Origin of the sequence: Pantoea sp. EABMAA-21, assembly GCF_030053335.1 — a bacterium.
Taxonomy (GTDB): domain Bacteria; phylum Pseudomonadota; class Gammaproteobacteria; order Enterobacterales; family Enterobacteriaceae; genus Pantoea; species Pantoea communis.
The window spans coordinates 112,482-122,446 of the sequence record NZ_JASGBX010000014.1 but is presented as its reverse complement, the minus strand read 5'-3'; the positions used below and the strand labels follow the sequence as shown (position 1 = coordinate 122,446).

Below are 9,965 nucleotides of genomic sequence, written 5' to 3'. Positions count from 1 at the left end.
ATGCAGTCACCAAGGGAATACAGAAGTTCGCTGCTAGCTATAAATTAACCGTGTCCGTTTTAGCGGGGGCAACTCCATTTTCGAAGAAGTCCTAAATGGTGCGATTTTCCATCAAGTGTTAAGGTCATGCTTCCCGGAAATTCATAAACAGGAATGAACGTGAACATTTCAGAGATACATGAGTGGCATAAGAATAACTACTTGGTGAGTACAGACCGGAAGAAACTGGATGTGCAGGCTATCCATCTCTATCTTACGAGGTCAACATGGGCAAAAGGGATTGATCTGGATCTCGTCAGTGCATCAGTAGAAAACAGCCTTAATTTCGGTGTTTATCACGATGAAACCCAAATTGGTTTCGCGCGATTAATAACAGATTACGCTACGTTCGCTTACCTTTGTGATGTATATATCCTTGAGGAATACCAAGGAGAAGGGCTGGGAAGGTGGGTGATGCAGTGCATACATCATCATCCAGTTTTTGAGCGGCTTCGCAGGATCATGTTGTTTACAACCACAGCACCTTGGCTCTATGAAAAATTTGGGTACGAACCTGTTAATCGGGAAAACTATGCATGGAGCATCACACGGTCTGATATTTATACCCATGTAAAAAAGACTGGCTGACCTGTGGTCATATTCATCTCTGAGCTGGCGTATACACTCCTGAGTTTGCAATGTCCGCTTGGCACAAAACGGACCATTACCTCGTTCAGATTTAGTCCGGAGGCGTATCATATTTTTCACATTGGGCCATAAACTAATCCTTCAGCTATATGCCCAGTCCTTTTGATCACGGAACATAGCATTCAGAATCGTAATAAATTTTCTGATACAGGCTGTTATAGCCACTTTTTTGGGTTTTCCATGTGCAACAAGCGACGTGTAGAAACTTTTAATCTGGGGGTTATATCTTACCGCTGAAAGCATTGCCATATAGAGTGTTGCGCGCAGACCGGACCTGCAGCCCCAGATAGCCCTTTTACCGCAGAGCTGCCCGCTATCCCTGTCATAGGGGCACACGCCAACCAGGGCTGAAATCTGCCTGCGATTAAGATGTCCCAGCTCCGGAAGCTGACTCAGGATCGCAGCCTGAGTTACCGGCCCGATACCTTTAACTGTTTCAAGCATTTTTCGTTTTGGAGAGAATGCAGCATTCTGATTCAGCTGGTCTTTTATTTCCTTATCAAGGGCATCGATCTGCACATTCAGGCACGCAATATGCTCCGCGATGTCCTTCTTAATCCAGGCGCCGCTTTTTTCCTGCAGCCTGGTGATTGCCATGACACGATTCTGCACCAGCTGACGCCGCCGCGTCAGGAGCATTGCCATATCCTGAAGTACTTTATCCCTGACAGGTCTGAACTCCGGTTTCATACGACGACCATATTCGCAGATTATCCTGGCATCAATGGGGTCGCTTTTTGCCACCTTGCCCATCGCCCGGGCAAAATTCTTTATCTGTAGGGGATTAATGACGGCAACAGGCAGACCCGCTGAAATCAGCATTGATTCAGCCAGAGAGTGAAACCGGCTTGTGGCCTCCATGATAACGCCAGATATGTGAAGTCCTTCGAATTCCTTCAGCAGTTGCACGATGCCTGAGGCGGAGTTCTCCAGATGTATCAGTCGCTCTCTGGTGTCGATCCAGACATCTAAAGCGACCTTTGAAACGTCAATACCAACGGTTGTTTTATCGCTCATTTCAGTTCTCCCTGCCTTGCAGATACGGGCTTTAAGTGCGCCAGGCAATTGTTCGGGCTAATGCTGAAAAAGATGCTGCGCGGGATTGCTCCCCCTCGGGCTTTCAGCCCATGGAGACGATCGTGCTGCAGCATCTTGGGAACCAGATGAGTATAAAATCATCTACACCCCTCTATAAACATACAAGGAGACGAGCTTGTGCATCTTGAACACGCAGCGGCCGGGCTAAAGTGAAGTCACGGCACCGGCCGCAGACCGCACGGATTTTTATTCTCCCACCGCAGGCGGCATCAATGAGGCGCGCAGCAACATCCATAATGTCTTGTCCACATCCCGGGTGCATATCCGCCCCGGAACCCTGTGGATAAAACTGGCCCTGCCGTGCGCCGGCAGGGATGCAGAGTGGCGCTCATTTTCTAATCAGTTACGCCCTCAGATGTTTCTTTATCACGGCCGCGCGCCGGTACAGTTCAACCAGGTCATTATCGATCCCCTCAATCAGCAGGCCGGCCATGCGCTGCTCGCGGCTGGCGCCCTGCCAGAGCTGGCGTGCAATCATGTCGCGCAGGCGCAGATGAAATTCGTACAGCGACTCTTCCAGGTCGGCCACGTCATCGGCCAGCGCGTCGTTATCAGGGTGCATAGTGTGATCGTTCATCGTGTTCTCTCCGTTCATCAGGCCGCACGGGCGTCGCGGTGGGCATACAGGCGGCGCAGGCCGGCGGCGTGGTACTGTTCCATCAGCTCGATACCAATCCAGCGGCGTCCGCAAGCCTGGGCGGCCACGCAGGTCGAACCGGAACCAGCAAACGGGTCCAGAACAATGGCGCCGGGCTGCGTGAAGGTCTCAATCAGCGGCCGGAGGGCGCTGACCGGCTTTTCGGTCGGGTGATGGCGGTTGCCGGTGTACTCCCACGGCATCACGTCCGGCAGCGGCTTTGCCGGCAGCGCCGGGCGCCCTTTGGCCAGCACGTAGGCGCTTTCATGCTGGTAGCCGACGAAGGCCGATTTTGAGGCGTAAGGCTTGGTGAAGACGATGTGGCCCACCACGCGGAACCCCGCCGCCTTCCATGCCTGCATAAAAATGTCTATCCGGTTCCAGCCGTAGAAGCTCACCGCCAGGCTGTTGTCTTTCAGCATCCGGAACATTTCGTTGCTTGCCGGCTGCACCCACTCGCTGTTCACGTCGTTGGCAATCGAGCGACCGGAACGGTCCTTAAAGCCGACGAGATATGGCGGGTCCGTCAGAATGAAATCAATGCTCTTATCCGGAAAGCCGCCCATAACCTGTACGCTGTCGCCGTGCATGAATCGAGACATAGTGATGCTCCTGTGTATGAAGGGGGCACCGGTAGTGGTGCCGTGACCTCCACACAGACGGGCGAACAGCGGAGCAAACAGGGGCGGATGCGCAAGCCGCACGCGCCGCCGGAGCGGACTGAATGTCCCGCGCACGGCGGGGAACGGGTGAGCACTCCGGCGACAGCTTCCCTTATATGTCGGTAAATATCTAAACTGACTTTGCAGGTCTGGCGAGGTCCGTGCAGCAGGTGAAGCTTCCGGGGCGCAAGAGCCCGTAAACAAGCGAGTGCGCACGGACTGAGCCACTCATCATTAGCCCGGACAGTTGTCTGAACCTAAATTCGTATCGTAATGAGGGGCACCATGAGTCAGCCGGATTTGCAGTGCATTGGTATTGATGTGGCTAAGGCCACGCTGGACGTGGCCTCTACAGAGGAGATTATTCCTTTCACCGTCAGTAATGACACTGCAGGTTTTGAGGTAATTACTAACAAAATCAGCGGACTAAATATTTCTTTGATTCTGATGGAAGCCACCGGAGGCATGGAGGCGGAGCGCAGCGACAACCTTTTTCATTCTTGCAGTGATGCCGCCATGACCGGCGACATCAGAGGATCGGCAGCTGCATACCGGGCAGCGCTATGCCCCTTTCTTCTCGAGCAAGACAGCATCGATGGCATCTCGAGATGCCACCAGTTAAATCCCTCGTTTGCATCATGATGGTCTTCGGCATACTCCATGGCCGCCGCAATCTCATCCGGCGTCATATCCGGGTTAATGCCGAGAAAGTCCTCTGCCAGCCAGAAGGTGCAGCAGCACAGCTCGTCATCGCCGACTGCGGCCAGCCGCGCCCTGAATTCCCGTACGGTCATTGCTCTCATTACCTGCCCGGCGGGTTGTCCCGCCGCCTCTGGTTTTCTGATGATCAGGCAGGGTCTGTTTCAACACGTGCGGCAGGGATGGTGTCGGCACAGTGGCGCAGCAAATACCAGCTGAGACTCGTATCCGCATCGAGCGAGGCGTCGGCCAGCGCGATTGTGGCCAGCACCTCGTCGGGCGTCAGCTCTGGTGCCACGTCTTCGAAATCATCAGCTACCCACAGGTGCACCACGCAGGGTGTATCGGGTTCAAAGCGCAGCAGCTGTTGGGCCAGCTGGCCAGTGGTGAGAAGTTGATTCACGATTACTCCGGTCTACAGGTTGCACGGCATCAGCGCCGTGACGTCACGGCAGCCGGGCTATGGCGCAGGACGCAGGGTCGAAGGACGAAACCGCACGCGCCGCCTGAGCGGACTGAATGTCCCGCGAAGGGCGGGGAACGGGTGAGTCGTGAGGCAAAGCCTGCCTTGCGGACGAAGCGGCCCGGCTAAGGTGAAGTCACGGCGTAGCCCGACAGACGGAGGAAGGTTGCATGCATTTTTTGTATGTTTTAATCCGAATATGACTGCGCTCATGAAAATCGGGCGGCAGCCGAAGATATGATGTACACAACAGACAACTGCGAGTCACTACTCATGGCCAGAGCCCTGCCCCCGACCTATCTTCCCGTTTCCCCTTCCTGCCTGACAGAAAAGCTCCGTGAAATTGCGGACATGCTGGAAGTCCGCAGCCCGTTTATCCGCGCGGCAGAACGGCACTGCGCCACGGGAAGCCGCGGCGAGCCTTTAACGATTATCCGCATCGAGATTCAGGAGCAACCTGAGTAAGTCAGATATTTACGGTTAAAGTAAGGCGGATGACTGGCTCTGGCAACTCTATGCGCAGGGCCATATCAGTGCGGCCCCTTCCCGGGGCTTAAATTATTTTATGCACCGGGCACTTAAATATAAACTCGTACGACTCGCCTCTACCGATTAACTGAATGTCAGGTGACATCGGATATACAGGACGCCAGGTCCGGGAAGCGCCGCTTCGAACAAAAAGATTTATATTTAAGCACAGCGCCAGTGTGAAAGTGGCAGCATATTTTCGCTTCGGCAATCAGTCAGTCATTGGAGACGGAAAAAATAAATGAGAGAGTTAATGAACATATTCTCTGCAGGAAGCTCGTTATTGAGAAAAACCATTGCGTAGATCCTCTGGCTTTACTGCACCTGAACAGGATTTAGCAGTCTGCCTACGGGTGCGCCCTTTCGGAATCGGATGCGCATTACATGCACCGTGCTTCTGACAGTACGAGTTACCTGCTCTGACCCGGGAGCAGGCCAGAGTGAGAGATATTTTCTCAGGATGGAATTTACAACATCAATATATCAGAAAAATATCAGCCACTTATAATAAAATGAAAAGATTCAATTTATTTATCCTTATTAATCGATAGCCGATAACTATGCACCTCATTTAAATCCTTCCCCGCCATTTGCTATAATAACAACATTGTTAAAATTATTCTCATTCATTTCTTAAGCGAGGTGTAAACGTGTTGTACAGCGAGGACATGACCGGTCACGCAATTATTGGTGAAGCAGCAGTCAATCTTGCCGTGCGTGAAGAGGAAATATCCGTTGATGCTCTCTTGACGGAGCTGAACATTATGCTCAAAGCAGAGAAAACCAGCAGCCGCAGCCGGCGCATCAGCGATGCCATCAGCTGGCTGCGCGACTTCCGGACCGTCGGTTCACGCGGGGGCGCCGGTAAGAAATGGATGCTGTCTGATGCAGACAGCCACAGTGCCGGCGGCGAGTCCACCATTCGCCTGCAGGCTGATGATGAAGATGAAATGAGATAACCACAACCTTCAGGAGCGGGCGCTCAGCGTCCGCCTTCACCTGACTTCGTAAGATGACTGCCTGCGCGCGCCATCATTAACGAAGCGCACCCCAGCGCTTTTTAACCTATAATTTCTCTGTTATCGGGTACGTTCTGCAGATGCAGAGCTCCCGGCCACACATTAATAATCCGCAACACCACTTTTACCGCCGTCATCCGCTCAGGATGCTCCGGCAGGGACCTTCACAGCATGAAAAATACCAACTCAGTGACCACAATCCGCACCCGCCTGCAGAGCAGCGGCGACGCGCTGGCGGCTGAAAGTCAGGAGCTTGAAGAGGCAATACAGGCGATCCTGGCCTCAGGCGGACAGCTGTCTAATAAAACGCTCATCATCCACGTCATTCGCGACCTTGAGCAGGAGCGTGACGCGCAGAGACAGGCGGTGCTGCGCAGCGTGCTGGAGCTTATCGTCAGTCACACGCCGGATGACGCCGGCGGGCAGGCCTTTTAACGCCTGCGCGACAGGGCTAATTCAGTTAAGTTTGGCGGCAAAAATCCGGATGGCCCGGCTGCAGGCCTCGCGCATGGCCATATCGGTACCGGACTCCTTCAGACGCCACAGCGTGCCGATAAGTTCGTGCGGGCTGACTGTCCCGCCCCTGTGCAGTACCTGCCTGATGGCCAGCCCGATGGCTTCGTGCATCAGTTCCTGTATTTCATTTTCGGTTTTCAGATGCGCTCCGCTTATTGGGGATATACACAGTGTATCGCGATAAGCGGCGCGCAGATATAAGCACCAAAAAAAACCGCCCGGAGGCGGTTAAATCAGCGGGGTGGCGCCCCGGTCGGGCGGAATGTCTCTGTCGCCGCCCGGCACCTCGTCTTCATGACCGGGCGCCGGCTCGTGGTCCGGCAGCGGGGTCGCATCGTCAGGCATCGGCTGGTCAGACATGCTATTTTCCGCCCTTCTGCTTCATGGTATCGCTGTCCCTGGTGTCTTTTTTGTTGCCCGCAGGCAGCTTGCTGTGGTCGGCGTCTTTGCCATCCTTCACATTTTTATCGTTACGGTCAGCCATGGTTACCTCCGTCACCCGGTATCGGGTAACGTTAAGTTTAGCCGCGTGACGGTACCGGAAGGTGAACAAATAACCGGTCTGTGACTTAAGCGTAAAAACCGCTCATTGCGCGGGCGGTGAAAGCGAGGCGTCCCGCGCTTCAGTCATGCTGTCGTCCACGCACAGGCGGCAGATGCAGGCCCGCATCTTCAGCTGCTGTGACGCGATCTGATACGCGTGCCGGTAGTTCACGGCCGAGCCCAGGAACTGACGCTCCGGGTGGTCCTCAAGGCACACGCAGCCCTTCACGTGCAGCTGGTCCTGCTGCTCCATTCTGAGCAGATAATAAAACTGCCACATAAGCGGCCTCCTTCCATGATAAAAGGAGCAATGTATGCCTGAATATATAACGGTGGAATTAATTTCTGATGCGATTTAAGCACGGGATATGCGGAGGGTGTCGTCCCTGACAGGTTCTCCGGCCGGTACACGCCTGAGCGCGACCGCTGAGGTCATCTTCATCGTCGTCTTCCGGCCAGAGCCGGACTACGTCCTTTGGCGTCAGTTCTTCTCGTCGTTCAGGCCCGCAAGGGTCTGCAGGTACGGCACGTGCCGGACGGCCTGCTCCGGCTCGTGGAAGCTCTTCAGCCAGCTTCTGGCTTCGGATATTTCAGTGAGCCGGTTATCGCTGCCGCCGGCCTCCGCCATGTGTCCGAGCTCGGCAATAAGCGATTGCACGCTTATTTCCTTTTCGCCCAGCGCCAGGCTCAGTGCCGCCTCGCCAATAATGACGTGCCCTTTCCCGTCGTGTTGAATAGACAAATTTACTACCTCCGTTTCACGTTGATGACAGCCTCACGTCACACTGTAGTCGCGGATGGTGAAAGCGCCCGGAGTTTATTCTGAAATTAGCCGTATCCGTAATAATTTATATCAGGTAGTGTGGTAATGAGACTCTCCGCGCGACGAGTTCCTCTCAAGCCCGCGCAGTTAAACCTCCGGCCCTGCCAGACAGGCTTTCTCCCCTGACGGACGCAATTTATGCCGTTCCATACAACTGATACCGTCTGCGGTATCGTGGGCGTGCTGCCTGAAACCCTGCGACGCTGGCGGCGGGCAGGCCTTATATCCCCGCCCTCAAAAGAAGGGTACTCGGACGCCCAGCTGGCGTGTGCGCTGCGCGTGCTGGATCTGACCGCCGGAGGCAATACGCTGTTTGACATTCACGCGACGCTGCGCTGGCCGGGGCTGGCGCTCAGGGGCGGCTGGACATTCCGCGAGGAGGATATGCTGCAGCTGCTCCACCGCCACACCGATGACGATGTGCGCCGGGAAATGCGCATGATGGCCACGGACTACTGTACCGACGACTTCGTTAACCGCTACCTGCGGCCGCTCAATCTGTGGCTGCGCAGCGATGCCAGTGAAGGCGCCACGGAACGACAGGGGCGCTTCCATGCGGCCGTACTGGCGCAGTGGAGCCTGATGGCTTCGGCGTCAGCGCGGCGTGCGGCCATCCCCCTGTTTCTGGAGGCGGTCAGCGTCACGGACAGCACTGAAATCTGAATGGAAGCCATCCGGCTGACGGGCCAGGGGGTCAGGGTGGAGGTTAATAATGCATGCAGCGGCATCCCTGCGAGCGCCCTGAGGCGCCACGACCATCACCTAATGTGGTGCGGTAACGGCATCAGTGCAGCGATGCGGGACCACTTCCGCCTGAGCCTGGAGCGCGGTGAGGCCATTATGCTGACCGGCGCCGACCGGCGGCTGGTCAGCAACGCTGATGCGCTGACAGCCGTCGCATAAGGTCGTCACCGTTCTTTCTGAGGTTTCACTGGTAGCATTCTGATACCTGCCCGCTGATACCTCTGCGCGGTGCAGCCTGCGCTGACCCGTAAAGCTCCGGTACGAGCCAGACCCGGCTACCGGTCCGGTTTGAGAAAGCGCGGCCGGCTGCTATGGTGCCCGTGACAATCTGCGGCAATACGGAGCCTGAAATGCTTACAACCATAATTTACCGGAGCCACCTGGCCGATGACGTGCCCGTCAGCATTCTGCCGGACATGGTGAAGAAGGCCAGCCTGCTCAACGCCCGCCATCAGGTGACGGGCATCCTGCTGTTTAACGGCACGCACTTCTTCCAGATCCTGGAGGGCCCGGAACAGGGCGTGCTGGACATCTACGGCCGCATCTGCGCCGACCGGCGTCACCACAACGTGGTTGAGCTGATGCGCGACTACTCGCCGTCGCGGCGCTTCGGCAACCACGGCATGGAGCTGTTCGATCTGCGCCATCACCCCCGCGGCAGCGTGCTGCAGGCGGTGCTTGACCGCGGCACCTCTAAGTACCGCCTGACCTATGACGATCGCGGCCTGCAGTTTCTGCGAACCTTCGTGGAGGCCCGGGAGAAAGAAAACTACTTTGAGGTTCTGCCCGCCGACTACTGGGACTTTGTGCCGGATGAGAACGGGTCACCGGCCCCCGCCGCGGGCGTGACCTTCCGCCCGGTGGTCGACCCGCTCGGCCGTGAGGTCACGGCCCTTGAGGCCATACCCGATGATGCGCCGGAGGGGCTCTCCGGCGATGCGATGTACGTACATAATCTCGCTGCGGTCACCGGGGCGCTGCACAGAGCCGGCAGGTCATGCCCTGACGACATGATGCTCTACCTCAGCATTCTGCCCGGGACGCTGGTATCCGTTCCGGATGCCGTTGGTCGGATTGTCCGCGCCATCGACAGCGCTGAACTGGTGCCGCAGCAAATCATACTGGGCGTCAGCGAGACGGAGGTGATTTCTCAGCTGGAAGCATTTTCCGCAGCGGTGCGGCAGCTGAAGCAGGCCGGCATCAGCCTCTCTGTCGATAACTTCGGTGACGGCTCCGCCGGGCTGTCTCTGCTGGCGCACGTCCAGCCGGACCGCGTACGCATCGGGGCCGCGATTGTGCGCAATATTCACCGCAGCGGACCCCGCCAGGCGGTGGTGCACGCGGTGCTGCGCTGCTGTTCTGCGCTGGAGATTAACGTCATCGCGGCGGGCATCGAGCAGCCGGAAGAGTGGATGTGGCTGGAGGCGGCAGGGGTCACTGATTTCCAGGGCGCGCTGTTCACCGCAGAGGGGGCGGCCGTGGCCTGGCCGGAAACCCGCGAGGCCGTCTGAGGCGCAGGAACAGAACAGGGGCCCCCGGGCCCCGT

At 56.4% G+C, this 9,965-nt stretch carries 16 protein-coding genes and 1 pseudogene; 8 read left to right on the top strand and 9 right to left on the bottom strand.

Translation table 11 applies throughout. The annotated features are described in order from the left end of the window. The first annotated feature begins 153 nt into the window (after nucleotides 1-153). Nucleotides 154-627: a GNAT family N-acetyltransferase gene (locus tag QMZ65_RS19455; RefSeq protein ID WP_283216525.1), complete on the top strand. Its 474-nt coding sequence runs from the start codon at nucleotides 154-156 to the stop codon at nucleotides 625-627. Between the two features lie 141 nt (nucleotides 628-768). On the opposite strand, the gene QMZ65_RS19450 is transcribed toward QMZ65_RS19455, so the two are convergent. The 3 genes from QMZ65_RS19450 to QMZ65_RS19440 all read right to left on the bottom strand — a co-directional run bounded on the left by QMZ65_RS19450 (nucleotide 769) and on the right by QMZ65_RS19440 (nucleotide 3,024). Then, on the bottom strand, nucleotides 769-1,704 hold the full coding sequence (locus QMZ65_RS19450) for an IS110 family transposase (protein ID WP_283216524.1): 936 nt from the start codon (nucleotides 1,702-1,704) through the stop codon (nucleotides 769-771). A gap of 424 nt (nucleotides 1,705-2,128) precedes the next feature. Beyond that, the gene (locus tag QMZ65_RS19445) at nucleotides 2,129-2,362 is read right to left on the bottom strand and encodes a YubE family protein (RefSeq protein WP_160833699.1); all 234 of its coding nucleotides are present in this window, start codon (nucleotides 2,360-2,362) and stop codon (nucleotides 2,129-2,131) included. Nucleotides 2,363-2,379: 17 nt separating this feature from the next. Then, a complete protein-coding gene (locus QMZ65_RS19440; protein ID WP_283216523.1) occupies nucleotides 2,380-3,024 on the bottom strand; it encodes a DNA methyltransferase in 645 nt (214 codons plus the stop codon). A 345-nt stretch (nucleotides 3,025-3,369) separates the two neighbouring features. On the opposite strand from QMZ65_RS19440, the pseudogene QMZ65_RS19435 reads away from it, so the two are divergent. After that, nucleotides 3,370-3,558: pseudogene (locus QMZ65_RS19435) on the top strand (IS110-like element ISEc32 family transposase); the annotation flags it as partial. A 373-nt stretch (nucleotides 3,559-3,931) separates the two neighbouring features. Here QMZ65_RS19435 and QMZ65_RS19430 read toward each other — a convergent pair. Next, nucleotides 3,932-4,186 (bottom strand): hypothetical protein, encoded by a 255-nt coding sequence (locus QMZ65_RS19430; protein ID WP_283216522.1) that lies wholly within the window; start codon nucleotides 4,184-4,186, stop codon nucleotides 3,932-3,934. Nucleotides 4,187-4,483: 297 nt separating this feature from the next. Here QMZ65_RS19430 and QMZ65_RS19425 point away from each other — a divergent pair, with 297 nt between their 5' ends. The 3 genes from QMZ65_RS19425 to QMZ65_RS19415 all read left to right on the top strand — a co-directional run bounded on the left by QMZ65_RS19425 (nucleotide 4,484) and on the right by QMZ65_RS19415 (nucleotide 6,228). Continuing rightward, nucleotides 4,484-4,711 carry a hypothetical protein gene (locus QMZ65_RS19425; RefSeq protein WP_283216521.1) on the top strand — a complete coding sequence of 76 codons (228 nt, stop codon included), beginning with the start codon at nucleotides 4,484-4,486 and terminating at the stop codon, nucleotides 4,709-4,711. Between the two features lie 713 nt (nucleotides 4,712-5,424). Further along, on the top strand, nucleotides 5,425-5,733 hold the full coding sequence (locus QMZ65_RS19420) for a hypothetical protein (RefSeq protein WP_097118161.1): 309 nt from the start codon (nucleotides 5,425-5,427) through the stop codon (nucleotides 5,731-5,733). A gap of 231 nt (nucleotides 5,734-5,964) precedes the next feature. Further along, on the top strand, nucleotides 5,965-6,228 hold the full coding sequence (locus tag QMZ65_RS19415; protein WP_097118162.1) for a biofilm development regulator YmgB/AriR family protein: 264 nt from the start codon (nucleotides 5,965-5,967) through the stop codon (nucleotides 6,226-6,228). Nucleotides 6,229-6,249: 21 nt separating this feature from the next. Here QMZ65_RS19415 and QMZ65_RS19410 read toward each other — a convergent pair whose 3' ends face one another. The 5 genes from QMZ65_RS19410 to QMZ65_RS19390 all read right to left on the bottom strand — a co-directional run bounded on the left by QMZ65_RS19410 (nucleotide 6,250) and on the right by QMZ65_RS19390 (nucleotide 7,594). Continuing rightward, nucleotides 6,250-6,420, bottom strand: coding sequence for a hypothetical protein (locus tag QMZ65_RS19410; protein ID WP_231568837.1), 171 nt, complete (start codon nucleotides 6,418-6,420; stop codon nucleotides 6,250-6,252). Between the two features lie 117 nt (nucleotides 6,421-6,537). Next, nucleotides 6,538-6,669, bottom strand: a complete 132-nt coding sequence (locus QMZ65_RS19405) for a hypothetical protein (protein ID WP_255253270.1) — start codon at nucleotides 6,667-6,669, stop codon at nucleotides 6,538-6,540. Between the two features lies 1 nt (nucleotide 6,670). Further along, nucleotides 6,671-6,793: a hypothetical protein gene (locus tag QMZ65_RS19400; protein ID WP_254919502.1), complete on the bottom strand. Its 123-nt coding sequence runs from the start codon at nucleotides 6,791-6,793 to the stop codon at nucleotides 6,671-6,673. A 102-nt stretch (nucleotides 6,794-6,895) separates the two neighbouring features. After that, entirely contained in the window at nucleotides 6,896-7,132 is a 237-nt protein-coding gene (locus tag QMZ65_RS19395; protein ID WP_097118163.1) for a hypothetical protein, read from the bottom strand. A gap of 201 nt (nucleotides 7,133-7,333) precedes the next feature. After that, nucleotides 7,334-7,594: a hypothetical protein gene (locus QMZ65_RS19390; RefSeq protein WP_045816976.1), complete on the bottom strand. Its 261-nt coding sequence runs from the start codon at nucleotides 7,592-7,594 to the stop codon at nucleotides 7,334-7,336. Nucleotides 7,595-7,813: 219 nt separating this feature from the next. Here QMZ65_RS19390 and QMZ65_RS19385 point away from each other — a divergent pair, with 219 nt between their 5' ends. The 3 genes from QMZ65_RS19385 to QMZ65_RS19375 all read left to right on the top strand — a co-directional run bounded on the left by QMZ65_RS19385 (nucleotide 7,814) and on the right by QMZ65_RS19375 (nucleotide 9,930). Next, entirely contained in the window at nucleotides 7,814-8,338 is a 525-nt protein-coding gene (locus QMZ65_RS19385; protein WP_249221668.1) for a MerR family transcriptional regulator, read from the top strand. Further along, nucleotides 8,339-8,578 (top strand): phosphoheptose isomerase family protein, encoded by a 240-nt coding sequence (locus tag QMZ65_RS19380; RefSeq protein WP_283216520.1) that lies wholly within the window; start codon nucleotides 8,339-8,341, stop codon nucleotides 8,576-8,578. 191 nt (nucleotides 8,579-8,769) lie between these two features. Beyond that, entirely contained in the window at nucleotides 8,770-9,930 is a 1,161-nt protein-coding gene (locus tag QMZ65_RS19375; RefSeq protein WP_097118164.1) for a diguanylate phosphodiesterase, read from the top strand. The last annotated feature ends 35 nt before the right edge of the window (nucleotides 9,931-9,965 follow it).

Bases quoted from the DNA above. Each gene is read 5' to 3' on its own strand.
- QMZ65_RS19385 (WP_249221668.1), top strand. From the start codon at position 7,814: ATGCCGTTCCATACAACTGATACCGTCTGCGGTATCGTGGGCGTGCTG.
- QMZ65_RS19375 (WP_097118164.1), top strand. From the start codon at position 8,770: ATGCTTACAACCATAATTTACCGGAGCCACCTGGCCGATGACGTGCCC.
- QMZ65_RS19400 (WP_254919502.1), bottom strand. From the start codon at position 6,793: ATGGCTGACCGTAACGATAAAAATGTGAAGGATGGCAAAGACGCCGAC.
- QMZ65_RS19425 (WP_283216521.1), top strand. From the start codon at position 4,484: ATGATGTACACAACAGACAACTGCGAGTCACTACTCATGGCCAGAGCC.
- QMZ65_RS19395 (WP_097118163.1), bottom strand. From the start codon at position 7,132: ATGTGGCAGTTTTATTATCTGCTCAGAATGGAGCAGCAGGACCAGCTG.
- QMZ65_RS19440 (WP_283216523.1), bottom strand. From the start codon at position 3,024: ATGTCTCGATTCATGCACGGCGACAGCGTACAGGTTATGGGCGGCTTT.
- QMZ65_RS19450 (WP_283216524.1), bottom strand. From the start codon at position 1,704: ATGAGCGATAAAACAACCGTTGGTATTGACGTTTCAAAGGTCGCTTTA.
- QMZ65_RS19415 (WP_097118162.1), top strand. From the start codon at position 5,965: ATGAAAAATACCAACTCAGTGACCACAATCCGCACCCGCCTGCAGAGC.
- QMZ65_RS19380 (WP_283216520.1), top strand. From the start codon at position 8,339: ATGGAAGCCATCCGGCTGACGGGCCAGGGGGTCAGGGTGGAGGTTAAT.
- QMZ65_RS19445 (WP_160833699.1), bottom strand. From the start codon at position 2,362: ATGAACGATCACACTATGCACCCTGATAACGACGCGCTGGCCGATGAC.
- QMZ65_RS19455 (WP_283216525.1), top strand. From the start codon at position 154: ATGAACGTGAACATTTCAGAGATACATGAGTGGCATAAGAATAACTAC.
- QMZ65_RS19410 (WP_231568837.1), bottom strand. From the start codon at position 6,420: ATGCACGAAGCCATCGGGCTGGCCATCAGGCAGGTACTGCACAGGGGC.
- QMZ65_RS19405 (WP_255253270.1), bottom strand. From the start codon at position 6,669: ATGTCTGACCAGCCGATGCCTGACGATGCGACCCCGCTGCCGGACCAC.